General features: G+C 64.9%; 22 protein-coding genes. 9 read left to right on the top strand and 13 right to left on the bottom strand.

Annotated features, from left to right (window positions below):
* The first annotated feature begins 3 nt into the window (after positions 1 to 3).
* Both LCF60_RS18580 and gph read left to right on the top strand, forming a co-directional pair.
* Positions 4 to 1,671: a ribonuclease J gene (locus tag LCF60_RS18580; RefSeq protein ID WP_292293852.1), complete on the top strand. Its 1,668-nt coding sequence runs from the start codon at positions 4 to 6 to the stop codon at positions 1,669 to 1,671.
* Positions 1,671 to 2,324: a phosphoglycolate phosphatase gene (gene gph / locus LCF60_RS18575; protein ID WP_292293850.1), complete on the top strand. Its 654-nt coding sequence runs from the start codon at positions 1,671 to 1,673 to the stop codon at positions 2,322 to 2,324. Before LCF60_RS18580 ends, gph begins: the two co-directional genes overlap by 1 nt.
* A gap of 31 nt (positions 2,325 to 2,355) precedes the next feature.
* Here gph and LCF60_RS18570 read toward each other — a convergent pair whose 3' ends face one another.
* The 4 genes from LCF60_RS18570 to LCF60_RS18555 all read right to left on the bottom strand — a co-directional run bounded on the left by LCF60_RS18570 (position 2,356) and on the right by LCF60_RS18555 (position 8,135).
* The gene (locus LCF60_RS18570; protein WP_292293849.1) at positions 2,356 to 3,870 is read right to left on the bottom strand and encodes a DEAD/DEAH box helicase; all 1,515 of its coding nucleotides are present in this window, start codon (positions 3,868 to 3,870) and stop codon (positions 2,356 to 2,358) included.
* A 224-nt stretch (positions 3,871 to 4,094) separates the two neighbouring features.
* Positions 4,095 to 5,849 (bottom strand): glycosyltransferase family 2 protein, encoded by a 1,755-nt coding sequence (locus tag LCF60_RS18565; protein WP_292293847.1) that lies wholly within the window; start codon positions 5,847 to 5,849, stop codon positions 4,095 to 4,097.
* A gap of 131 nt (positions 5,850 to 5,980) precedes the next feature.
* On the bottom strand, positions 5,981 to 7,588 hold the full coding sequence (locus LCF60_RS18560) for a peptide chain release factor 3 (RefSeq protein WP_292293846.1): 1,608 nt from the start codon (positions 7,586 to 7,588) through the stop codon (positions 5,981 to 5,983).
* A gap of 67 nt (positions 7,589 to 7,655) precedes the next feature.
* Positions 7,656 to 8,135: a hypothetical protein gene (locus LCF60_RS18555; protein ID WP_292293844.1), complete on the bottom strand. Its 480-nt coding sequence runs from the start codon at positions 8,133 to 8,135 to the stop codon at positions 7,656 to 7,658.
* A gap of 134 nt (positions 8,136 to 8,269) precedes the next feature.
* Between LCF60_RS18555 and LCF60_RS18550 the strand changes: the two genes are divergently transcribed.
* The gene (locus tag LCF60_RS18550) at positions 8,270 to 9,049 is read left to right on the top strand and encodes an SDR family oxidoreductase (protein WP_292293842.1); all 780 of its coding nucleotides are present in this window, start codon (positions 8,270 to 8,272) and stop codon (positions 9,047 to 9,049) included.
* 3 nt (positions 9,050 to 9,052) lie between these two features.
* Positions 9,053 to 10,195 (top strand): hypothetical protein, encoded by a 1,143-nt coding sequence (locus LCF60_RS18545; protein WP_292293840.1) that lies wholly within the window; start codon positions 9,053 to 9,055, stop codon positions 10,193 to 10,195.
* Between the two features lie 96 nt (positions 10,196 to 10,291).
* On the opposite strand, the gene LCF60_RS18540 is transcribed toward LCF60_RS18545, so the two are convergent.
* The 8 genes from LCF60_RS18540 to LCF60_RS18505 form a co-directional block, all read right to left on the bottom strand.
* Positions 10,292 to 10,984 carry a M48 family metalloprotease gene (locus LCF60_RS18540; RefSeq protein ID WP_292293838.1) on the bottom strand — a complete coding sequence of 231 codons (693 nt, stop codon included), beginning with the start codon at positions 10,982 to 10,984 and terminating at the stop codon, positions 10,292 to 10,294.
* A gap of 80 nt (positions 10,985 to 11,064) precedes the next feature.
* A complete protein-coding gene (locus LCF60_RS18535) occupies positions 11,065 to 11,496 on the bottom strand; it encodes an OsmC family protein (RefSeq protein ID WP_292293836.1) in 432 nt (143 codons plus the stop codon).
* A gap of 77 nt (positions 11,497 to 11,573) precedes the next feature.
* Positions 11,574 to 12,167 (bottom strand): VTT domain-containing protein, encoded by a 594-nt coding sequence (locus tag LCF60_RS18530; protein ID WP_292293835.1) that lies wholly within the window; start codon positions 12,165 to 12,167, stop codon positions 11,574 to 11,576.
* The gene (locus tag LCF60_RS18525) at positions 12,164 to 12,511 is read right to left on the bottom strand and encodes a hypothetical protein (RefSeq protein WP_292293834.1); all 348 of its coding nucleotides are present in this window, start codon (positions 12,509 to 12,511) and stop codon (positions 12,164 to 12,166) included. Before LCF60_RS18525 ends, LCF60_RS18530 begins: the two co-directional genes overlap by 4 nt.
* Positions 12,508 to 13,692, bottom strand: coding sequence for a VWA domain-containing protein (locus tag LCF60_RS18520; RefSeq protein WP_292293833.1), 1,185 nt, complete (start codon positions 13,690 to 13,692; stop codon positions 12,508 to 12,510). The genes LCF60_RS18525 and LCF60_RS18520 overlap by 4 nt, the downstream gene beginning before the upstream one ends.
* Before the next feature lie 163 nt (positions 13,693 to 13,855).
* Positions 13,856 to 14,023 carry an apolipoprotein acyltransferase gene (locus tag LCF60_RS18515; protein ID WP_292293830.1) on the bottom strand — a complete coding sequence of 56 codons (168 nt, stop codon included), beginning with the start codon at positions 14,021 to 14,023 and terminating at the stop codon, positions 13,856 to 13,858.
* A complete protein-coding gene (locus tag LCF60_RS18510) occupies positions 14,020 to 15,390 on the bottom strand; it encodes a DUF2927 domain-containing protein (RefSeq protein WP_292293828.1) in 1,371 nt (456 codons plus the stop codon). The genes LCF60_RS18515 and LCF60_RS18510 overlap by 4 nt, the downstream gene beginning before the upstream one ends.
* Before the next feature lie 3 nt (positions 15,391 to 15,393).
* The gene (locus LCF60_RS18505; RefSeq protein WP_292293827.1) at positions 15,394 to 15,846 is read right to left on the bottom strand and encodes a GNAT family N-acetyltransferase; all 453 of its coding nucleotides are present in this window, start codon (positions 15,844 to 15,846) and stop codon (positions 15,394 to 15,396) included.
* A 287-nt stretch (positions 15,847 to 16,133) separates the two neighbouring features.
* On the opposite strand from LCF60_RS18505, the gene LCF60_RS18500 reads away from it, so the two are divergent.
* A complete protein-coding gene (locus LCF60_RS18500) occupies positions 16,134 to 17,252 on the top strand; it encodes a class I SAM-dependent RNA methyltransferase (protein WP_292293826.1) in 1,119 nt (372 codons plus the stop codon).
* 127 nt (positions 17,253 to 17,379) lie between these two features.
* Here the strand turns inward: LCF60_RS18500 and LCF60_RS18495 are convergent, their stop codons facing one another.
* On the bottom strand, positions 17,380 to 18,222 hold the full coding sequence (locus LCF60_RS18495; RefSeq protein WP_292293825.1) for a MoxR family ATPase: 843 nt from the start codon (positions 18,220 to 18,222) through the stop codon (positions 17,380 to 17,382).
* A gap of 166 nt (positions 18,223 to 18,388) precedes the next feature.
* On the opposite strand from LCF60_RS18495, the gene dksA reads away from it, so the two are divergent.
* The 4 genes from dksA (at position 18,389) to LCF60_RS18475 (ending at position 22,106) form a co-directional block, all read left to right on the top strand.
* Positions 18,389 to 18,811, top strand: a complete 423-nt coding sequence (gene dksA / locus LCF60_RS18490; RefSeq protein WP_292293824.1) for an RNA polymerase-binding protein DksA — start codon at positions 18,389 to 18,391, stop codon at positions 18,809 to 18,811.
* 76 nt (positions 18,812 to 18,887) lie between these two features.
* A complete protein-coding gene (locus LCF60_RS18485) occupies positions 18,888 to 20,063 on the top strand; it encodes an FAD-dependent oxidoreductase (protein WP_292293822.1) in 1,176 nt (391 codons plus the stop codon).
* Between the two features lie 79 nt (positions 20,064 to 20,142).
* Positions 20,143 to 21,111, top strand: coding sequence for an XdhC family protein (locus LCF60_RS18480; RefSeq protein WP_292293821.1), 969 nt, complete (start codon positions 20,143 to 20,145; stop codon positions 21,109 to 21,111).
* Positions 21,108 to 22,106, top strand: a complete 999-nt coding sequence (locus LCF60_RS18475; protein ID WP_292293819.1) for a molybdopterin-binding protein — start codon at positions 21,108 to 21,110, stop codon at positions 22,104 to 22,106. The genes LCF60_RS18480 and LCF60_RS18475 overlap by 4 nt, the downstream gene beginning before the upstream one ends.
* Positions 22,107 to 22,264: the final 158 nt, after the last annotated feature.

Here is a 22,264-nt window from a genome sequence, read left to right as displayed (position 1 = left end):
ATCATGAGCGGTGAACGGATCATCTACCTGCCCCTTGGCGGGGCCGGCGAAATTGGCATGAATGCCTATGTCTATGGCTACGGCAAACCGGGCGAGGAGCGGTTGATCCTCGTGGATCTCGGGGTGACCTTTCCGGACATGGACGGCACGCCGGGGGTGGATCTCATTCTGCCGGACATTTCCTGGCTCAAGGAACGGCGCAACCGGCTGGACGCGATCTTCATCACCCATGCGCATGAAGACCATGTCGGCGCGGTCGGCCATTTCTGGGAAGACCTGGGTGCGCCTGTCTATGCGCGGGCGTTCACCGCCCACATCGCCCGGCTCAAGATGGACGACCAGGGCGTGTCGCCGGAGACCGTGAAGACCGTGGCCCCCTGGCCCGAGGTGGTTCAGGCCGGACCGTTCAAGGTGGGTTTCGTGCCGATCTCGCACTCGATTCCCGAAAGCTCGGGGCTTGTGATCGACACGCCGCAGGGGCGGCTGGTGCATTCGGGCGACTTCAAGATCGACGAAACACCCTTGGTCGGCGAACCGTTCGACCATGCGCTCTGGTCCGAGGTGGGGCAGCCCGGCGTCAAGGCGCTGATCTGCGATTCCACCAACGTTTTCTCGGCGCATGAAGGCCGGTCCGAAGCGACGGTCGGTCCCGAGATCGAGACGCTGGTGCGCGACGCCAAGGGCATGGTCGTGGCGACGACCTTTGCGTCCAACGTGGCGCGGGTCAAGACGCTGGCCGAGGCAGCGGTGCGCGCCGGGCGGTCGGTCTGCCTGCTGGGGCGGGCGATGCGGCGGATGATCGAGGCGTCGATCAAGACCGGCGTGCTGGCGGATTTCCCCACCGTGGTCAGCCCGGAAGAGGCGACGCAGATCCCGCGCGAGAACCTGATGCTGATCGTGACCGGAAGCCAGGGCGAACGGCGGGCGGCTTCGGCGCAGCTTGCCCGCGGCAAGTTTCAGGGCCTGACCATGGCCGAAGGCGATCTGTTCCTGTTCTCTTCCAAGACCATTCCGGGCAACGAGCGCGGCGTGATCACCATCATGAACGCGTTCTCCGAGCAGGGTGTCGACGTGGTCGATGACAGTTCGGGCAAGTACCACGTGTCGGGCCATGCCAACCGGCCGGATCTCGAAACCATTCACAAGCTGGTCAATCCGCAGCTGGTCATTCCGATGCATGGCGAACACCGCCACCTGCGCGAACATGTGAAGGTTGCAGGGGCCGGCGGCCGCAAGGGTGTCCTCGCGGTGAACGGCATGATGATGGATCTCAGCGGCAACGAACCCGTCGTGGCGGAATATGTCGAGACCGGACGCACCTATCTCGATGGTTCGGTCAAGATCGGTGCGCTCGACGGCGTGGTGCGCGATCGCATCCGGATGGCGCTCAACGGGCATGTGATCGTCACGGTCATTCTGGACGAAGACGACGAGATGCTGGGCGAGCCGTGGTGCGAGATCATGGGCCTGCCGGAAATCGGCCGCAACAACGCGCCATTGGTGGACGTGCTGGAAGAAGACCTGTCGCAATTCATCGGCCGGGCCGGGGCCAAGACGATCACCGATGATGACAAGCTCGAGGAAGGGCTGCGCCGCGTGGCACGGCAGACGACGCAGAACGAGATCGGCAAGAAGGCCGAGGTCACGGTTGTCATAAGCCGGCTTGCCTGATGCGCGGGGTGGTGTTCGATCTGGACGGCACGCTGATCGACAGCCTGCCGGACATCGCCGCAGCCGCCAATGAACTTCTGGCCGAACACGGACTGGACCCGCTTGAACAGGCGCAGATCGGCGGGTTTGTCGGCATGGGCGAAAAGGTGTTCCTTGATCGGTTGATCACGGCCACCGATCTCGAAATGGCGGAGTACGACGCGCTGATGGCGCGGTTCATGCAGTTCTACAAGTCCAGTACCGGACGCACGCGGGTCTTTCCGGGCGTGCTGGACATGTTGTCGAACCTGAAGGACAGCGGCCTTGCCCTGGGCCTGTGCACGAACAAGCCGGGGGGCCCGTTGCAGGCGGTGCTCGACGCGCTTGATCTCGGGCGCTGGTTCGATGCGATCATCGCCGGAGACAGTTTGCCGGTCCGCAAACCCGATCCCGCCCCCCTGCGCCTGGCATTCGAAAGGATGCGCGCGACCGAGGGTGTCTATGTCGGGGACAGTGACGTCGATGCCGAAACGGCGCAGCGGGCAGGGGTGCCGTTTCTTCTTTTCACCGAAGGGATCCGAACAAAACCGCTGTCGGACATCCTGCATGACGCGCGTTTCGACGATTTCGCGTATGTGCCAGAGCTTTGCGCCCGGCACATGCGCTGTCTCTGAGGCCCGTTTGTGCTGCTGTCACGCCGGCGGGTTACCCCGCGCGGCGTTCGTCAAAGCTCTTGGCGATGAAGGACGGCATGTGGTCGCCCATTCCGACAACATTGTTGTCCCGTCCGCCGCGATCATTGCGACGACCCCGATTATTGTTGTTGTTATTGCGGGGCTTGTCCTGCTGACGCGGCGCGTCGTCCCGGGGCGCTGCTTTCTGGGGTTCTTCCCGCGGCGCTTGCGGTTGCGCGTCATCGACCGGGGTGGCCTCTTGCGCTTTGACATTGGAGTCGGACTCGGGCGCCTTGTCCTTGGTGCGGCTGCGACTGCCGCGTGTCCGGCGCGGCTTGGCGGGCCTGTCATCCTCTGACGCGGCATCCTTGCTGTCGGTACCGGTCGGCGCGCTCTGACCCAGCGGATTATCGACCCTCGGGATGTCCTTTTGCAACAGGCGTTCGATGGCATCGAAGTTCTTTTCGTCCTTCGGAGCGCAGATCATCAGCGCCTTGCCATCGCGGCCCGCGCGGCCGGTGCGGCCGATCCGGTGCACGTAGTCTTCGGCGTGGCTGGGTACATCGAAGTTGAACACGTGGCTGACCGCAGGAACGTCCAGACCGCGTGCGGCCACATCCGACGCGATGAGAAAGCGCAGGCTGCCCTCGCGGAAGCCGTCAAGCGTCCTGGTGCGCTGCGACTGGTCCAGATCGCCATGGATCGGGGCCGCGTCATAGCCATGTTTCTTGAGCGACTTTGAGACGATATCCACGTCCGACTTGCGGTTGCAGAAGACGATGGCGTTGCTGCAGGCGTCACCCTCGCGGTCGATCAGCGCCCGCAGCAGGTCGCGCTTTTCGGTGCCTTCACGTTCGCGCTTCGAGGCCCTGAACATCACGACACCCTGTTCGATGGTCTCGGAGGCGGAAGCCTGCCGCGCCACCTCGATCCGCGCCGGGGCGGAGAGGAAGGTGTTGGTGATGCGCTCGATCTCGGGGGCCATGGTGGCCGAGAAGAACAGCGTCTGCCGGGTGAAGGGCGTGAGCGAGAAGATGCGTTCGATATCGGGAATGAACCCCATGTCGAGCATGCGGTCGGCCTCGTCCACCACCATGATCTGCACGCCGGTCAGCAGCAGCTTGCCACGCTCGAAATGATCGAGCAGCCGGCCCGGCGTGGCGATCAGGACATCGACGCCCTTGTCGATGAGCATGTCCTGTTCCTTGAAGCTGACACCGCCGATGAGCAGCGCCTTGGTCAACTTCACATGTTTGGAATAGGTGTCGAAGTTTTCCGCGACCTGGGCCGCCAGTTCGCGTGTCGGGCAGAGCACGAGGCTACGCGGCATCCGCGCGCGGGCGCGTCCACGGGCCAGAAGCGTGATCATCGGCAGCGTGAAACCGGCGGTCTTGCCGGTGCCTGTCTGCGCAATGCCAAGCACGTCGCGCCCTTCGAGGGCCGGGGGGATGGCGCCTGCCTGAATCGGGGTGGGCGTGTCGTAGCCCGCCTCTTCGACAGCTTGCAGGACTTTCGGGTTGAGGTTCAACTCAGAGAATTTTGTCATGTGTATCCGTTGTTCACGGACTGACTGCGCCCGTGCGTCTGTTGCGATCCGGCCCGTCTTGGCCCTGTGTTTGTCCACAATTAAGATCTGCGGGCTTGTGTACTCTGCGAACGCGCCGGGGTCAATGCAAGCAAGGACTCGTGACATTTTGACCCGGCCTTGGTGTGTCATCGATTTCGGGGGCGAAACAATCAAGGTCAGATATGGGAGCTGTTTTCAATCCGTCAACCGTCGATCCGAATGCCGAAAATCCGTTCCATCGCGGCATCGGGATCGAAGCGCGGTGTCAGCAAAAGCCGGTGCCGGTTCAGACGCGCGCGCAGGTCGGCGCTGTCGCGGCACATTTCGTCGAAGAACAGGCGCAGGCCGTCTTCGCCTTCCTCGTCGCGCAGATATGCCAGCAGGCGCCCGATGCTGTTTGCCTCGTCGTCCGACTTGATCCGGTACGACCCACGGGTCTGGCGAAAGTCGAGCTTTGCCAGGAAGCTATCCCAGTCGGTGGCATGCAGGTGGCCGACATGGGCCAGGTCGAGCGTCGCCGTGTTGCGCACGTCTTGGCCCTGAAACCGCAGGCGGTGGATGGCCAGCCGCACGTCGCCAAGCCCGGTGCGTGCAAAGACCTTGCCGGCAAGATGGCTCAGGAACCCGCCGCGCACATAGCTGCCGAAGGTCGGGTAGATTTCGGTGACCACATCCGAAGACACACCGGTCGTGGTGGTGCGCAGCTTGAAATGCCTTGGCGGCATGCCGGCAAGAGGCGGCGCCAGCGCCTCGGCCGGGTAAAGGCGCAGGGCGGCAATGTCGTCCGGTACGGGCTTCAGCAAAGCCGACAGCTTGCGGTCGGACAGGACAAACTCATCGGTGTCGATATGGCCCAGCCAGTCGACATCCCCCCCGGCGGCGCGCAGGGCGCTTGTGGCGTTGAACGTCTGGCGCAGCTGATGCGCGTCGGGGCGGCGCTTGCCCATATCCGACCAGTACCTGTCGTCGCAGACCGTCAGAGCGACCTTGTCGTGGTCCTGCAAGAGCGCCTCCACGTCCGGATCCGGCGCGTCGAGATACAGATAGATGCGGCTGGCCCCGATATCGAGGTGGTGCGCGACGAAGCGGGCAATCTCGATCAGGGGCGCGTTGGTGGTGCAGACGACACCCCATCGCGGCGTCTTGCCCGAGGGCTTGGGCACCGGGACAGTGACCCCGGCCTCATCGGCCTGTGCGCCGGCCTGGTCCATGCGGCGCAGCTTGCGCGCGCGCAGCCGGTGCAGGCGGCGGAAGACCGTGCGCGGATCGTCGATCAACCGCTGCAGCATGTCATGTGCAAGCGGACGAATGACCGGGTCGGCCTCGGCTTCTTCCCAAAGGCGACCGATCATGTTCACGTCGAGCCCGCCATCGGTCAGCGAAAACGCGTTCATCCCGAGTGGCAGGGCTGCGTTCGATCGACCGTCCAGTGTGAAGGGCTTGCCGGGATCGCGGCCGGAGAAGAGACGCTCGCTCTCGTAAAGTTTCATCATCCCGAAAAGCGTGGAAAGTCCGAGGCCTGCGCTGCGTTGTTCAGGTGTTTTTCCATGGTCGCCGAAGGTGGTCAGGCTCGACACCTTCCAGCGCAGATCCATCTCGCGGATCAGCAGGTCCGCCTGTTCGGCCCAGAGGCGCAGGAACAGGTCGGCGGTGTGTGCGGGCTGGCTGCGTTTGCGCAGATGCGCGATCAGCAGGGCATTCAGGTGAAGAAGGCTGTTCTGTCCCTTGAGTTCCTTGGCAATTTCCCAGGTCTTTCGGGCGTTGTCGGACAGCGTGCGCGTGTCGTCGGCAGGGATCGTGACGGTGGTTCGTGCCAGCCCATCGAGATCGCAGTCAAGCGGCGGCAGGGCTTCGCCCCTGGCAAAGCCCAGAGGCGCGCGGCGCGCATTCATCTGGTCCAGAATGCCATCCATCCCGTTCGGATAAGCCGGGTTGGGCGGCGGCGTCTTGCTGCTCATGCCGGCAGAGTGCCGCGTTGCCGAGGGGTGATCAACAAGGCATTTCGAAATGCCTTGGGGAAGCGTCTTCGAAGACGCTTTTTGACGCGATTTGGAAATCGCGTGCGCAAGCCCGTTCGAACGGGCTTGGCTCAGACCATCATTTCCTTGGTCGACGACAGGGTCACGTCGGGATGATCCCGCCCGATCCGGTCGATATCCCATTGCAGGCGGGTCAGGTACACCACGTCGCCGTCATTGTCCTCGGCCATGTGCTGCTTGTTGGCGTTGACCAGCTTGTCCACCGCTGCCTTGTCGCCATGCACCCAGCGGGCCGAGGTGAATTGCGACGCCTCGAACCGCACGGGCAGGCCGTATTCCAGTTCGATCCGGCTGCCCAGCACTTCGAATTGCAACGCGCCGACGACGCCGACAATGAAGCCCGAGCCGATCATCGGCTTGAACACCTTTGCCGCCCCTTCCTCGGCAAATTGCATCAGCGCCTTTTCGAGATGCTTGGATTTCAACGGATCGCCCGCGCGCACGGTTTGCAGCAGTTCGGGCGCAAAGGACGGAATCCCCGTCACCTTGAGCGCCTCGCCCTCGGTCAGCGTGTCGCCGATGCGCAATTGCCCATGGTTCGGGATGCCGATGATGTCACCGGCCCAGGCCTCTTCGGCCAGTTCACGGTCGGAGGCCAGGAACAGCACCGGGTTGGTGATGGACATCGGCTTTTTCGAGCGCACATGGGTCAGCTTCATGCCCCTGTTGAAATGCCCCGAGGCCAGCCGAACGAACGCCACGCGGTCGCGGTGCTTGGGGTCCATGTTCGCCTGAACTTTGAAGACAAAGCCGGAAACCTTTGTTTCTTCGGGAAGAATTTGACGTGGCGTGGCCTTTTGCGGTTGTGGCTCCGGCCCGTAGGTGCCGATCCCATCCATCAATTCCTTTACCCCGAAGGAGTTGATGGCCGAGCCGAACCAGATCGGTGTCATGTGCCCTTCAAGTACCGATTGCGGATTCAGCGCGGGCAGCAGTTCGCGCGCCATCTCGACCTCTTCCCTGAGCTGCGCCAGCAGGTGCGCAGGCACGTGATCGGCAAGCTTGGGATCATCGAGCCCTTTGATTTCAATGCTTTCCGCGACCTTGTTGCGGTCGGCGCGGTCCATCAGCTCCAACCGGTCGCGGATCAGGTCATAACAGCCTAGGAAATCGCGCCCGACCCCGATGGGCCAACTCGCGGGGGTCACGTCAATGGCGAGGTTTTCCTGGATCTCGTCGATGATGTCGAACGTGTCACGGCTTTCGCGGTCCATCTTGTTGCAGAAGGTCAGGATCGGCAGGTCGCGCAGGCGACACACTTCGAACAGCTTGCGCGTCTGGCTTTCCACGCCTTTCGCGCCGTCGATCACCATGACCGCCGCGTCCACCGCCGTCAGCGTGCGATAGGTGTCCTCGGAAAAGTCGGAGTGGCCGGGCGTGTCCACAAGATTGAAGCGGAAGGTCTTGAAATCGAATGACATTGCCGAGGCCGAGACCGAGATGCCACGGTCCTGTTCCATCTTCATGAAGTCCGACCGCGTGCGCCGCGCTTCACCCTTGGCGCGGACCTGACCGGCCATCTGAATGGCACCGCCATAGAGCAGGAATTTTTCCGTCAGGGTCGTCTTGCCGGCATCCGGGTGCGAAATGATGGCAAAGGTGCGCCGCCGGGCGATCTCGGCGGGCAATTCGGGGCGATTTGAAGCGGTGTCCAGCATGGCCGCGCGTATAGGGGCGCGCCGCGTGCTTGTCCATATGAGCGCTGCACGCTGTCGTGTGAGGCGGTCAGCCGGTGACGCGCAGCGGCACGACGTTGCGGGCGGTTGCCGCGGTCGTGCGCGCCGGGATGTCCGGGGCCGCGACAAGCGTCGGCGTGACCTCGATGTCGCGGGCTTCGATGTGGATCAGCACATATTCCGCGGCGATGTCCAGTTTCCTGTCACAGATCAGCAGGGCGCGGCCATCGCAGGCCCCCAAAAAGGCATCCGCGCGCCGCCCCGTGGTGGTCATGAAGATCAGGTGGGCCAGCGAGGTGAAGACCTGTCTGGGCATGTTGGCCGCCAGTTCGAGCACGAACCGTGTCCGGGTGTCATCCTGCGCGAAGACCGGCAGCCATTTCGTCCTGTCATTCAGCCGGTAGATGTCGCCGAGGTTGAGCATGTCGATCGCATCCAGGCCTTCTCCGCGATTGACCCCCGATTCCACGCGGAACGCGTCCGTTTGGCATGCGTGAAACGGCTCGGGTACAAGAGAATCAGGCGACATGGGGATTACTCATCAAGTTGGCAGCTTCCAATCGACACGTGACCGGAACTGGTTCAAGTTCGTGGCAAAATGTGGCACTGCTAGGTTCTCCGTGTGAAATTATGCGGGCCATACAGGAAGATAGGGAGAATTCGATGGATCTGGGCATCAAGGGAAAGCGCGCATTGGTTTGTGCGTCGAGCAAGGGACTGGGGCGCGGCTGTGCCGAGGCATTGGCCGAAGCCGGGGTCAACCTGATCATGAACGCGCGAGGGTCCGAGGCGCTCGAAGAGACCGCCGCCGAGATCAGAAGCACCTACGGCGTCGAGGTGACGACCGTGGCCGCCGACATTGTCAGTGAAGAGGGTCGGGCCAGGGTGCTCGAGGCCGCCGGCGATGTCGACATCCTCGTCACCAATGCCGGTGGTCCGCCGCCGGGAATCTGGTCGGACTGGGGCCGCGAGGATTTCATCAAGGCGCTGGATTCCAACATGCTGACGCCGATCGCCCTGATGACCGCGCTGATGCCCGGCATGATGGAGCGGGGCTGGGGCCGGGTGGTCAACATCACCTCGCAGTCGGTCAAGGCACCGATTCCGGCGCTGGGGCTGTCCAACGCGGCGCGCACCGGGCTGACCGGCTACGTGGCGGGCACGGCGCGCCAGGTGGCGCCCAGCGGCGTCGTGGTGAACAACATGCTGCCGGGTATCCATGCCACCGACCGCGCCGACCAGCTGGATGGCGGCGTGTCCAAGGCGCAGGGCATCTCGGTCGAACAGGCGCGCAAGAACCGGCAGGAGACGATCCCGGCCCGGCGCTATGGCACGCGGCAGGAATTCGGCGCGATGTGTGCCTTCCTGTGTTCTCAGCATTCAGGGTTCATCGTCGGGCAGAACATCCTCGTGGATGGTGGCGGCACCAACGCCACGATCTGACCGGTGGCGCGCGGACCGGACGGGGCGGGGCAGGCTCAGGGGTTTTCCCTGAAGGACCAATTGTTCAATGCCCGCAGCATCGGGGATCTGGCGTCGGAATACGCGGTCCTGCCCGGGTTCGATGCCGCGCGCTTCCAGACGGACGCCCTCGCGGGGTTAGCCTCGCGCGGGTTGCTGGAACGGCTGGACTGGCTGGCGGATTGTGTCGAGGCGCAACTGCCGACCCGGTTTCCCGAGATGGCCGAGGCGCTGGAGGCGGCGATGCCTCCGGTGCTCGATCCGGGACAGAGCGACGATGATTTCGGGCGGTTCATCCATGCGGTGCCGGGCATCCTGGCGGTGCGCCACGGGCTGGAGGATCACCGCGACCGGGCGCTGGATCTGCTCGAGGCCGCGACGCAGCGGTTTTCGATGGAATTCTACATCCGGCCGTTCCTGAACCGCTGGCCGGACGAGACATTGGCCCGGCTGGACCGGTGGACCGGGCACGACAACTACCATGTCCGCCGCCTGGTCAGCGAGGGCACGCGGCCGCGGCTTCCCTGGGCCGCGAATATCGATCTCGATCCGCTGGTGCCGGTGCGGCTTCTCGATGCGCTGCACGCCGACCCGACGCGCTATGTCACGCGGTCGGTGGCGAATCATCTGAACGATCTGACCCGCCATGCGCCGGACGTGGTTGTGACCCGTCTCGGGGCCTGGGCGCATGAGGCGCGGCAGGATCGCAGGGAACTGGACTGGATGACCCGCCACGCCCTGCGCACGGCGGTCAAGCGTGGCGAGGCGGGCGCGCTGGCGCTGCTGGGCTACCGCCAGGACGCCGCGATCCGCGCAAGGCTCGACCTGTCGCCCGACCCGGTGGCCATCGGCACCGCGCTGACCCTCGCGGTCACGCTTGTCGCCGACGAGGACCTTCCTGTGCTGGTGGATTACCGGATCGTGTTTCACCGCCCGAACGGACGGTCCGGCGAAAAGGTCTTCAAGCTCAAGACCGCCCGACTGGCAGCCGGTGTGCCGCTGACCCTGTCCAAGACGCACCAGCTGAAGCGGGGGGCATCGACCTTTACCCTGCATCCAGGGCCGCACCGGGTGATCGTGCAGGTTAATGGTCAGGACCTGGCCGAAGCGACAGTAGAATTGGTCTGATGCCCCGGGGCTGAAACCCCGGCCCGATGGCGCGCATACCTTTCCTGCCGTGCGCCCGGAACCGAGGAAGGCTGCATATTCGGAAAGAGAAGAAGATCAGGTCGGTGCGTTCGTCCAGCGGTGTTCGAGCTTTTCGAGCGCCGCGATGCGCTCGGCGGTCTTGGGGTGCGACATCAGCCAGGCGGGCATTACCCCGGCGCGGGATTGCGTCAGCGCGTCCAGTTTGGTGAACAGCGATTTCTGCGCGTCGATGCCGATGCCGGCCTTGTGCAGCAGGGCTGCGGCATAGGCGTCGGCCTCGTATTCGTCACCGCGCGACAGTCGGGCGGCCAGCAGCGAGGCGAGCCCGTTGGCGATCCAGACGCCGATGCCGGGCAGGAACCGCGACAACACCATCGCAAGCGCGGTGCGCAGCGCGTTCTGGCCGGAAAAGTCGATCATCCTGCGGCGCGTGTGGCCAAGCGCCACGTGACCCAGTTCATGCGCGATGACGCTGGTCAGTTCCTCGCCCGAGACCTCGCCATTCTGGTACTTGCGATAGAACCCGCGCGTGATGAAGATGCGTCCGTCCGGCGCGGCAAGGCCGTTCACCGGGTCGATCTCGTAGATATGCACGCGAATGCGATCCAGATCGAGCGCCTTGGCAAGCCGGTCGGTCAGCCCCTTGAGCCTGGGATCGGCCAGTTCGGTCGACCGCGCGTCAAGCTCGCGCTTGGTGCGCCAGACGGAGAAGTGGTACATCGCCAGGGCGTAGAGGATGGCCAGAAGGATCGGAGTGAATTTCAGCATACCGGAAGATATGGGTTGCGCGCCCGCGAAGGGCAAGCACGGCGCATCCCTCGCGCCATGCCTTTTGCGTGATTTCGCCCTCAGCCGGCGAGTTTGGCGTCCATCGTGATCTCGGCCCCGGCGAGAACCTTGGACACGGGGCAGTTTTCCTTCGCCATGGTCGCCGCCTTCTGGAAATCGCTTTCGCTGAGGCCCGGAATCCTGGCGGTCAGGTCAAGATGCACCTTTGTGATGGCAAAGCCACCGTCCTGTTCCTCCAGGCTCACCCTGGCGGTGGTGTCGATGTCCTCGGCAACCGCATCGAAGTCGCCCAGGATCATGGACAGCGCCATGGAAAAGCACCCGGCATGCGCCGCCCCGATCAGCTCTTCGGGATTGGTGCCCGACTGACCTTCGAAGCGGGTATTGAACCCGTAAGGCTGATCCGACAGCGCGCCGGATTCCGTCGAGATCTGGCCCTTGCCGTCCTTCAGGCCTCCGGTCCAGTGGGCGGATGCTGTTTTGTTGATCATGGCGACGCTCCTGTCGTTGCTGTTGCATTCGACACGCAACGATCCGCAAGCGGTCCTGGTTCCCGGTTTCCCCAGGATCAGCGCGCGTGGTGCAGCGATCGCAACAGGTGACGCCCCAGAAGCGTGGCGACAAACGCCGCTGCAAGACCGGCCGTGATGCTGCCCGAAAGATCCGCGATCATCTCGATATTGGTTGCAAAGGCCCAGCCCAGCCCGGCATAGATCGTCACCCACACAGCCTCGCCCGCAGCGCTTGCCATCGAAAAGCGCATCCAGGAAAACCCCGTCGCGCCCGCGGTCAGGTTCACATAGGGGCCAAGCGGGCTCATCAGCCAGCGTGTCAGAAACACCGTCAGACCACCGCGCCGATCCAGTCGGCTGCGCGCGGTCTCCATCATCCGGGCCGCCCGGGCCTTGCCCGCAAACAGCGCGTCGATCGGTCCCCGGGCAAGTCTCGCGGCGGCATATCCGGTCTGATCGCCAGAGACAGCCCCGAGATAGGCGGCCAGCAGGACCGCGCCGATCGACAGGTCGCCGCCCGCTGCGAAGGCGCCTGCGGCCAGCATCAGCAGGGAGGACGGCACCGGTACCATCAGGCAGCTCAGGAATGTCGTCATGAACAACAGGGGAATGCCCGAATTCGCCAGCCCGGAGAGCAGCCAGTCCGTCATGGTCGCGTTTCGGCAAGGTAGGCCGCCAAATCGGCGATCAGGTCCACCAGGGGTCTTCCCTGTGCCTCGGCGATATCCTCCAGGGTGACGCCGCGCGCATGCGTTTCCGGATCCAGTCCAAGCGCCTGCGCCACATCCTTGGGATCGACCTGCCAGGACCGCGCGACATAGCCCGTCGTCATCCAGCCATCGGGGGCCTGTTCAAGATGCACCGGATCGGACCAGTAGACCGCCGCGACCACGAGGCGCAGGGCAAAGAACATCGCCAGCAGGCTGGCGGCGATGAAGGCCAACAGCGTCAGGCGGCGGTGCTGCCACAGATGGCGCAGCCCGGCCCATTTCACTTGGCCAGGTCCTTGATCCCGCGACTGATGCCTTCAAGCGTCATCGGCACCATGGCGTCCTCGAAAATCTCGCGGATCAACTGGATCGACTGGGTGTAGTGCCAGTGCCGCTCGGGCGTCGGGTTGATCCAGAGATGATGCGGCCATTGCCGGCGCGCGCGCTCGAGCCAGACCTGTCCGGGCTCGGGGTTCCAGTGTTCATTGGCACCGCCGGCATAGGCGATCTCGTAGGGTGACATGCTGGCATCGCCGACGAAAATGCATTTGTAATCAGGTCCATAGGTGTTGAGGACGTCCATCGTCGGGGTCTGCGCGTTCCAGCGGCGGCGGTTGTCCTTCCACACGCCTTCATAGAGGCAGTTGTGGAAGTAGAAATGCTCCAGATGCTTGAACTCGGCGCGCGCGGCCGAGAACAGTTCTTCGACCACCTTCACATGCGGGTCCATCGACCCGCCCACATCCAGAAACAGGATCACCTTGACCGCGTTTCGCCGCTCGGGCCGGGTCTGCACGTCGAGATAGCCATGTTCGGCGGTGGCGCGGATGGTGCCGTCGAGGTCCAGTTCTTCGGCAGCGCCGTCCCGGGCCCAGCGGCGCAGCCGTTTCAGCGCCACCTTGATGTTGCGCGTGCCCAGTTCGACGCTGTCATCGAGGTTGCGGAACTCGCGCTTGTCCCAGACCTTGACGGCGCGCTGGTGGCGGCTCTCGTCCTGGCCGATCCGCACGCCTTCGGGGTTGTAGCCATAGGCTCCGAAGGGCGAGGTGCCGGCGGTGCCGATCCACTTGCTGCCGCCCTGGTGGCGTCCCTGCTGCTCCTTCAGCCGTTCCTTGAGGGTCTCCATCAGCTTGTCGAACCCGCCAAGCGCCGCGATCTCGGCCTTTTCTTCATCGCTGAGGTGCTTTTCGGCCATCTTGTGCAGCCAGTCCTCGGGCAGGTCGAGCGCGTTCAGCACGTCGTCGCTGCTCAAGCTCTCGAGCCCCTTGAAGGCCTGGGCAAAGGCGCGGTCGAAGCGATCGATATGGCGCTCGTCCTTCACCATCGCCGTGCGGGCGAGATAGTAGAACGCTTCGGGGTCATAGGTCACGAGACCCGCGCGCATGGCTTCGAGAAAGCTCAGGTATTCCCGCAAGGAGACGGGCACGCCAGTGCTGCGCAGGGTGTCGAAGAAGGGAACGAACATATCCCTGACCTAGCAAGTGGCAGCCGTGCTGACCAGCCATCACCGGAGCTTCACGGCCGAAAGAATCGCCTGGAGAGCCCGCGCGTTCTCCGGAGCGCCGTCAGCGAGCAGAAACGTTTCCGTCAACGGAAACGGGCGATGCGTCGACGCATCGTTGCGCGCGTCAGAAGACCAGTTTTTCGATGGCGATCGTCAGGATCAGGCCGAGCAGGGCAAAGGCGATGGCGTAGACGGTCCCGTATTGCCACATGTCGGCGCGGCTGCCCTTGCGCCGCTTCGCTGTCAACGTGCCGATGATGGCACCCAGAATTGCGCTCGCGATAACGATCATAGACTGCCTCGGGACCTGTTCAGCGGGTTCAATGTGCTGATCTCGCGCAGCTTTGCCCGCACGGACCAATCCGAGCCGAACCCGTATCGCGCCCATCCCAGACTGTCCAGCCGCACATCGGCCCCCGCCGAGACGCGTCCGGCCAGGTCAAGAGCTTCGGCCCGCAGCATCAGCAGGGTCGCCAGAAGCGCCGCGTTTTCATGGCGCGCGGCTAGGTCGATGGACAGGCCCGTCAGCGCGATCGCGTCATCCGGACGGTTCTCTGTCAGTGCGAAGGCGGCAAGCTGCGATGCAACATAGGCGCGGTGCAGTTCGGTCTGCGGAGCGCGGGCGAAATAGCCGTCGGCTTCGATGAACTGCACACGGGCGGCGTCGGGATCGCTGCCCTGAAGGATGCGGCCCATGGCGTAATGGGTAAAGCCGCGCCGGTGGTCTTCCCAGCCCATGGCCGATGCGATGCTCAGTGCCTCGGTGGCGGCGCTGCGCCGCTGGGCCGGGGACGCGCCAGGGCCAAGCGCCGTCTGGATGGCGTCGATCCAGGGGCGCGGCGTGCGCGCGGCGCGGCGCGGCGGAAGGTATTCGCCCTCGGGGTTGAGCCGCGCAAAGACGCCGGGGATCCGGCGCAGCACCTCGGTCCGCGACATGCCGTTGCGCAGCGCCGGATCGTAGTAGGCGCGCAGGATCAGCATGTCGTAGCCGGTCAGCACCGTATGCACATTGTCGTCGTTGAAGACGGAATTGGGCAGGCGGTACAGGTCGTTGAGCGGCCCCAGCGCCTGCGCGAGTTCCTCGTGCAGGCAATCGCGCGCCTCTTGCGGGCTGGAATCGTTGGGCAGGAAGATGGCCAGCCGCGTACGGTCGGCAATGCGGCCCCAATTGACGCGGTTCGACCGCCGCGCTTGCCGGTATTCCGACAGGGTCGATACGTTCGGCACCACGAAACAGGCCGCCTGCGGCAGGAACCGCTGGATCTCGGATCGCCTGACGGCGTTGACCGTGATGCTGGCCGAGGCGCTGGTGGTCGCCTCGATGTCGATCCCGGCTTCGTTGCGCAGACGGTGCAGCAGCCGGTTGAGATCGCTCGGGACCGAGGGCTGGACGCTGCCGACCAGCCGCACGGTGATCGGCCCTTCGAAACGCGTGAAGACATCAAGGCTGCGCCCGGATTCCAGGCTCAGGGCCAGATCCATGAAATCGCGCGTCAAATCCGCGTTCGAGTTCCGTACCGGCTGCGGTCGCGGCACGGAGAACACGCGCATCGGGGGCAGGCTGCTGTCGGCCATCGCGGCACGGGTCGCCGGTTCGGATTGCGCCACGGGCATGCAGGCGCCAAGAAACAGGTAGAGCGGCAAGAGCAGTCGGCGCATCCCTCAGCTCCGCTGATACTTGATGAACGGGGTGAGTTTTGCGATCCGGTCGTAAAGCTGCCGCGCCGTATGGTTGAAGTCCTGCGTGGTCCAGTAGACCGAAGGCGCGCCAGCCTTGTCCGCTTCGGCATAAACCGCCTCGATCAGCGCGCGTCCGACACCCGTTCCGCGCGCCTCGGGGGCCGCGAACAGGTCCTGAAGATAGCAGACGTCCTCGATCTTCCAGCAATGGCGGTGAAACAGGTAATGCGCGATGCCGACCGGCGCGCCGTCGCGCTCGGCCACAAGCCCGCTGAAATCCCGCGGGTCGTCTCCCAACAGGCGTGCGAAAGTGGTCTCGTACACGACCTCCGACACCGACGTTTCATAGAACGTCAGGTATCCACGCCACAAGGCGCACCACGACTCGTAGTCGCTCGCGCGCAGAAAGCGCACGTTCAAATCGGTTGTGGACATCTGTGAAGCCTGCCTGCTCGTTGCGGATGCTTGATGCTCCGCGGTTTTTTTGTCCTCAGTGGGGACAGCTTAGGGCGAAATCGTGATCTGTTTCCAGCCGGAACGAATCGGTGCGAATCATTTTTTCAAGGCTCCGAATCGTCGCTGTGAAAAGGGTTTGAGACCAAGGGCTTAGGCTGTGCAAACAAGCAACAGACCCAGTTCGGCTGTCCGCGAGCTGCGGTTCCCTGCACCGTAGGGTGGATCTTTGCCTGTCTAAGCGCCGAAATTCGCGCTAAGGCCCCGGCATGAGTGACACCGACCCCCTTGAGATCTTCCTGTCCGGCACCCCCGGCCTTGAACATCTGCTGCGCGACGAGGCGGCAGAGCAGGGCTTCGCCAATCCGCATCCCGTGCCCGGTGGCGTGACCTGCGCGGGCGACTGGTCCGAGGTCTGGCGCGCCAACCTGATGTTGCGCGGGGCGGGGCGGGTGCTGGCGCGGGTGGCGCGCTTTCGAGCGATGCACCTTGCGCAACTCGACAAGCGCGCCCGCAGGCTGGACTGGGCGGCGCTTCTGCGCGCCGATGTGCCGTACAGGGTCGAGGCGACCTGCCGCAAGTCGCGCATCTATCATGCCGGGGCCGCGACCGAACGGGTGGAAAACGCCATCGCCGATGCGCTTGGCGTCAGACCCGCGGAAAAGGCCGGCCTGACCGTGCGCGTGCGGATCGAGGACGACCTCTGCGAGATCAGCCTCGACAGCTCGGGGGAGGGTCTGCACAAGCGCGGCCAAAAACAAGCCATCGGCAAGGCACCGATGCGCGAGACATTGGCGGCGCTCTTCCTGCGCGGCTGCGGCTATGACGGATCCGAACCGGTGCTCGACCCGATGTGCGGCTCCGGCACCTTCGTGATCGAAGCCGCCGAGATCGCCCTCGGGCTGGCCGCCGGCCGCGACCGCCGCTTCGGGTTCGAGGACCTGGCCAATTTCGACGCCGCCCATTGGGCCGCGCTGAAGGCTGCGCGCCCCGCACCGATCCCCACGGACCTGCGGTTTCACGGGTTCGACAGGGATGCGGGCGCCATTGCCAACGCGACCGCCAATGCCGACCGCGCCGGGGTGTCCGCGATCACCTCGTTCACCCATCAATCCGTGGCCGAACTCATGCCGCCCGACGGCCCGCCCGGCCTGGTCATCGCGAACCCGCCCTACGGTGCGCGGATCGGCAACCGGAACCTTCTGTTCGCGCTCTACGGATCCTTCGGCTCGGTGGTGAAAGAGCGCTTCAAGGGCTGGCGCGTCGGCATCGTCACCTCCGACAAGGGGCTGGCCCGCGCGACCGGGCTGCACTTCCGCAATGTCAGCCCGCCGATTCCCCATGGCGGGCTCAAGATCCAGCTCTTCCAGACCGGTCCGCTGAAGTAGGCGTGAGCCGGGTTTCTCTGGTTCAGAAATATCCCGGGGGAGTCCGCCGCAGGCGGACGGGGGCAGAGCCCCCGATCGTTTCCGTCAACGGAAACGCGCAGATGCGTCGACGCATCTGCCCCCAGGCCTACCGCCGTTCGCGCCTTGCCATGAAGGCCAGCCGCTCGAACAGATGCACGTCCTGTTCGTTCTTGAGAAGCGCCCCGTGCAGCTTGGGCAACGCATTCGCCCCGTCGCGTTTGAGATCCTCCGCCGTCATGTCCTCTGCCAGCAGCAGCTTGAGCCAGTCCAGAACTTCGGAAGTCGACGGCTTCTTCTTTAACCCCGGCTGTTCGCGCAGCTCGTAGAACTGCGTCAGCGCTGTGGTCAGCAGTGCCTCCTTCAGGCCCGGGTGATGCACCTCGACGATCCGGCGCAGCGTGTCGGGGTCGGGAAAGCGGATATAGTGAAAGAAACATCGCCGCAAAAACGCGTCGGGCAGTTCCTTTTCGTTGTTCGAGGTGATGATGACGATGGGCCGCTGGCGGGCGCGCACGGTCTCGCCGGTCTCGTAGACGTGGAATTCCATCTTGTCGAGTTCCTGCAACAGGTCGTTCGGAAACTCGATATCCGCCTTGTCGATCTCGTCGATCAGCAGAACCACCTTTTCATCCGCGTCGAATGCCTGCCAGAGCTTTCCCTTGCGGATGTAGTTGGACACGTCGTTGACCCGCTCGTCACCCAGCTGGCTGTCGCGCAACCGGCTCACCGCGTCGTATTCATACAGGCCCTGCTGTGCCCTGGTGGTGGACTTGATGTTCCATTCGATCATCCGCAGGCCCAGCCCCGCAGCCACCTGCCGGGCCAGCTCGGTCTTGCCGGTGCCCGGTTCGCCCTTGACCAGAAGGGGCCGTTCCAGCGTCACCGCCGCGTTCACCGCGATGGTCAGGTCGTCGGTCGCCACATAGCTGTCCGTGCCTTCAAATCTCATGTCGATCCTGCCTTATGTCTCTTTGTCCCGGCTCAGGGAAATCACTGTTTTGTGGTGCTATTCGGTAGTGACAACCTGTGGGCCTTCGGTTAAGTGCTGCGCTCAGGGGTGCCAGATATCCAAGGGAATTTCTATGGCAGATACTGGCGTAAACAAGGGGACCAAGATGAAAGCTGAAACTTTCCTGCCCGACGATTACCGACCCGCCGAGGATGAGCCCTTCATGAATGATCGCCAGCTCGAGTGGTTCCGCCGGGAACTGCTTGAACAGAGGAGCGAACTTCTGAGCGACAGCAAATCCACCATTGCGGGCCTGCAGGACGGCACACGCAACATTCCGGATGTGGCCGACCGGGCGTCCGAAGAAACCGACCGGGCGCTGGAACTGCGGATCAGGGACCGGCAGCGCAAGCTGGTGGCCAAGATCGACGCCGCCCTGCGCCGCATCGACGAGGGAGAGTTCGGCTATTGCCAGGCGACCGGCGAGCCGATTTCGCTCAAGCGCCTTGTGGCGCGTCCGACAACCACGCTGAGCCTTGAGGCGCAGGAACGTCACGAACGTCGCGAGAAGGTGCATCGCGACGATTGAGACGCGACGCGATGGAACGGTATTGACGCGCCGGGGTGATCGCCTCGGCGCGTTTTGTTTGCGAAAGGGGCGGTGCGTGACGCTGGACGGTCTGGACATAGCCGTGGTCGGCGGCGGAATCGGCGGGCTGGCCGCTGCGCTGGCCCTGCGCCAGCGCGGTGCCACGGTGACGGTGCTGGAACAGGCCGAAGCCCTGACCGAGGTCGGCGCCGGCATCCAGGTGTCGCCGAACGGGTTGCGGGTGATCGAGGCGCTGGGTCTGGCGGACCGGCTGACCGCCGGTTCGGTTCAGGGGCGCGCGGTGTCGCTGCGCAATGGCGCGACCGGCGCCGAGGTGGCGCGGCTTGACCTGACGCGGCTGCCCGCCGACCAACGCTACCTTTTCGTGCACCGGGCCGACCTGGTCGACCTCTTGTCCGACGCGGCGCGCAAGGCGGGTGTCACCCTGCGGCTGTTGCAGAAGGTCGATACCGTCAAGACCGGCCCCGAGCCGAGAATCGTCTTGGCCACCGGCGATCATCGCAAGGCCGATCTGGTGGTCGGCGCGGACGGGCTTCACTCCGCGGTGCGGCCGGTGGTGACCGACCCCGGCAAGCCGTTCTTCACGCGGCAGGTGGCATGGCGCGCCATCGTGCCGAACAGCACCGGCCATCCGGCGCAGGCCCGGGTACATATGGGACCGGGACGGCACATGGTCACCTACCCGTTGCGCGACGGCAAACTTCTTAACGTGGTGGCGGTGGAGGAACGCGCGCAATGGGCTGCCGAAAGCTGGTCCCGGACCGACGATCCGGGCATCCTGCGCAAGGCGTTTGCCGGGTTTGATGCCGAGGTTCACCGGATCCTGTCGCAGGTCGAGGCGCCGGGGGTCTGGGGCCTGTTCCGGCATCCGGTCGCCACGCGCTGGCATGCCGAAAGCTGCGCGCTTCTGGGGGACGCGGCCCATCCGACCCTGCCGTTCCTGGCCCAGGGCGCCAACATGGCGCTTGAGGATGCCTGGGTGCTGGCCGATGCGCTGGAGCGCGCGCCGGACATGGCCTCGGGGCTGGCAGCCTACCAGGAGCGGCGCAAGGCGCGGGTCACGCGGGTGATCGATGTCGCCAGCCGCAACGCGCGCAACTACCACCTGTCGCCGGGGCCAGTGCGGTTTGCGGCACATACGGCGCTCGGGCTGCTCAGCCGGGCGGCACCGGGGCGGATGCTGGGGCGGTTCGACTGGTTGTACGGGCATGACGTGACGCGGGTGGTCTGAAAACCGGCACCAACGCAGGGGGCGACAGCGCTGGTCCGCATGCTACAGTCGGCACGATTTGGAAGGGGAGGCCAAGGTGATGGAGCGGTTCGACAAATGTCCGGAAACGGCGCTTGCGTGGCATCGCGCGGGCAAGGGGGCAGTTCTGGCGACGGTGATCGAAACCTGGGGCAGCGCTCCGCGCCGCGTGGGATCGCAACTGGCGATTTCCGGCGAGGGCGAGATCGAGGGCTCGGTCTCGGGAGGCTGCGTCGAAGGCGCGGTCGTGGTCGAGGCGATGGACGCGCTGGCCGAGGGCAAGGCGCGCGAGCTGGAATTCGGGGTCAGCGATGAGGATGCCTTTGCCGTCGGGCTGGCCTGTGGCGGCACGATCCGCGTTCTGGTCGAACCGGTTGGCCCGGTCCTGCCGGAAGACATTCTGGACCGCTTGGTGAAATATCGCGCCGACCGCGTCCCGGTCGCCTATGTGGCCGATCTGGACGGGACGGACCGGCGGCTCGACACACGCGGTCATGACCATGCCTTCCGCATGGACCGGTCGGGCTTTGCCGAGGACAGCCGGACCTTTGTCGGGGTCCACAACCCGCCGCTGCGGCTGATCATCGTCGGGGCGGTGCATATCGCGCAGGCGCTGGTGCCGATGGCGCGGATCGCGGGCTATGACCCGACCCTGATCGACCCGCGCGAGGCGTTCGGGTCCGACAGCCGCTTTCCCGGCGAGACCATCCTGCATGACTGGCCCGACGAGGCGATCACCCAGCTGGGGCTGGACACGCGCACGGCGCTTGTGCTTCTGACCCATGATCCCAAGCTGGACGATCCGGCGCTGGAACAGGCATTGCGGGCGGACTGCTTCTATATCGGTGCGCTGGGGTCGACCCGCACCCATGCCAAGCGCGTGGACCGGCTGACCGGGGCCGGCTTCACCGAGGCCGAGATCGCCCGCATCCACGGTCCCATCGGTCTGGATATCGGCGCCGCCGGCCCCGCCGAGATCGCGGTGTCGATCCTCGCCCAGATGACCCAAGTGCTGCGGAAAGGCGCATGAAGTTCGGGCCGGTTCCGCTGACCGAGGCCGAAGGGGCGATCCTTGCGCATTCCGTGGGGTTGCCGAAAGGCCGGTTGCGCAAGGGTGTGACACTGGACGCGGCGGCGCTCGGGAAACTTCGCACCGCCGACATCACCGAGGTCACCGTGGCGCGGCTCGAGGAGGGGGATGTGCACGAGGACCGGGCCGCCGAAAGGCTGGCGCGGGCGCTGGTGCCGAACCCCGACAGCGTGCATCTGCGGGTCGCCCCGGCCAGCACCGGGCGGGTCAACGTCTATGCGACGAACAATGGCGTGGCCGCGATCGACGCCGCCAGGATCAACGCGGTCAACGCGATCCATCCGATGATCACCGTGGCCACCGTGCCGGAATGGCAGCGGATGGCCGCGCGCGGCATGGTCGCCACCGTCAAGATCATCTCCTACGCCGCGCCGGGCGATGCGCTCGAGGCGACCTGTCTCGCCGGCCGGGAGGCGCTGGCCCTGCGTCCGGTCACACATCGGCGCGCGCTGCTGGTGCAGACCAGTGTCGGCGGTGCGGATGTGGGCGCCAAGGGGCACCGGGCGATGGCCGTGCGCTTTGACAGGATGGGAGTGGCTCTGGGCGACCCGACCGTGGTGCCGCACCGGATCGCCGCGCTGCGCGACGCGCTTCTGGCGGGCCGCCGCGACCATGACATCCTGTGTGTGCTGACCGGATCGGCCACGTCGGACCTGCATGATGTGGCGCCCGAGGCGCTGCGCGCGGCGGGTGGCACGGTGGTGCATTACGGCATGCCGGTCGATCCGGGAAACCTGCTTTTCTGGGGGCATCTGGACGGCGTTCCGGTGCTGGGCCTGCCGGGCTGTGCACGGTCTCCTGCGCTCAACGGCGCGGATTGGGTTCTGGAACGCATGCTGTGCGACGTGGACGTCACGCCCTCGGATATCATGGCGATGGGGGTCGGCGGGTTGCTCAAGGAACCGCCAAGCCGACCGCGCCCACGAGAGTCCTGACAAAAAAGAAAGCGGCCCGAAGGCCGCTTTCCTGGAAATTACTGAAAAGGCGTCGTTTATTTCGACACGGGGCCGATCATCATGACCATCTGGCGGCCTTCCATCTTCGGCATGTTTTCCACCTTGCCGATCTCCTTGACGTCTTCGGCCACCCGTTC

Source organism: Marivita sp. (genome assembly GCF_020055635.1).
Taxonomy (GTDB): Bacteria; Pseudomonadota; Alphaproteobacteria; order Rhodobacterales; family Rhodobacteraceae; genus Marivita.
The sequence above is the reverse complement of the archived record's forward strand: the minus strand, read 5'-3'. Positions and strand labels throughout refer to the sequence as shown.

Excerpts from the sequence above, each read along its gene's own strand:
- LCF60_RS18550 (WP_292293842.1), top strand. The coding sequence starts at position 8,270 with ATGGATCTGGGCATCAAGGGAAAGCGCGCATTGGTTTGTGCGTCGAGC.
- LCF60_RS18515 (WP_292293830.1), bottom strand. The coding sequence starts at position 14,023 with ATGATCGTTATCGCGAGCGCAATTCTGGGTGCCATCATCGGCACGTTG.
- LCF60_RS18505 (WP_292293827.1), bottom strand. The coding sequence starts at position 15,846 with ATGTCCACAACCGATTTGAACGTGCGCTTTCTGCGCGCGAGCGACTAC.
- LCF60_RS18570 (WP_292293849.1), bottom strand. The coding sequence starts at position 3,870 with ATGACAAAATTCTCTGAGTTGAACCTCAACCCGAAAGTCCTGCAAGCT.
- LCF60_RS18535 (WP_292293836.1), bottom strand. The coding sequence starts at position 11,496 with ATGATCAACAAAACAGCATCCGCCCACTGGACCGGAGGCCTGAAGGAC.
- gph (WP_292293850.1), top strand. The coding sequence starts at position 1,671 with ATGCGCGGGGTGGTGTTCGATCTGGACGGCACGCTGATCGACAGCCTG.
- LCF60_RS18555 (WP_292293844.1), bottom strand. The coding sequence starts at position 8,135 with ATGTCGCCTGATTCTCTTGTACCCGAGCCGTTTCACGCATGCCAAACG.
- LCF60_RS18530 (WP_292293835.1), bottom strand. The coding sequence starts at position 12,167 with ATGACGGACTGGCTGCTCTCCGGGCTGGCGAATTCGGGCATTCCCCTG.
- LCF60_RS18520 (WP_292293833.1), bottom strand. The coding sequence starts at position 13,692 with ATGTTCGTTCCCTTCTTCGACACCCTGCGCAGCACTGGCGTGCCCGTC.
- LCF60_RS18560 (WP_292293846.1), bottom strand. The coding sequence starts at position 7,588 with ATGCTGGACACCGCTTCAAATCGCCCCGAATTGCCCGCCGAGATCGCC.
- LCF60_RS18565 (WP_292293847.1), bottom strand. The coding sequence starts at position 5,849 with ATGAGCAGCAAGACGCCGCCGCCCAACCCGGCTTATCCGAACGGGATG.
- LCF60_RS18480 (WP_292293821.1), top strand. The coding sequence starts at position 20,143 with ATGGAGCGGTTCGACAAATGTCCGGAAACGGCGCTTGCGTGGCATCGC.
- LCF60_RS18495 (WP_292293825.1), bottom strand. The coding sequence starts at position 18,222 with ATGAGATTTGAAGGCACGGACAGCTATGTGGCGACCGACGACCTGACC.
- LCF60_RS18510 (WP_292293828.1), bottom strand. The coding sequence starts at position 15,390 with ATGCGCCGACTGCTCTTGCCGCTCTACCTGTTTCTTGGCGCCTGCATG.
- dksA (WP_292293824.1), top strand. The coding sequence starts at position 18,389 with ATGAAAGCTGAAACTTTCCTGCCCGACGATTACCGACCCGCCGAGGAT.
- LCF60_RS18500 (WP_292293826.1), top strand. The coding sequence starts at position 16,134 with ATGAGTGACACCGACCCCCTTGAGATCTTCCTGTCCGGCACCCCCGGC.
- LCF60_RS18540 (WP_292293838.1), bottom strand. The coding sequence starts at position 10,984 with ATGCTGAAATTCACTCCGATCCTTCTGGCCATCCTCTACGCCCTGGCG.
- LCF60_RS18580 (WP_292293852.1), top strand. The coding sequence starts at position 4 with ATGAGCGGTGAACGGATCATCTACCTGCCCCTTGGCGGGGCCGGCGAA.
- LCF60_RS18475 (WP_292293819.1), top strand. The coding sequence starts at position 21,108 with ATGAAGTTCGGGCCGGTTCCGCTGACCGAGGCCGAAGGGGCGATCCTT.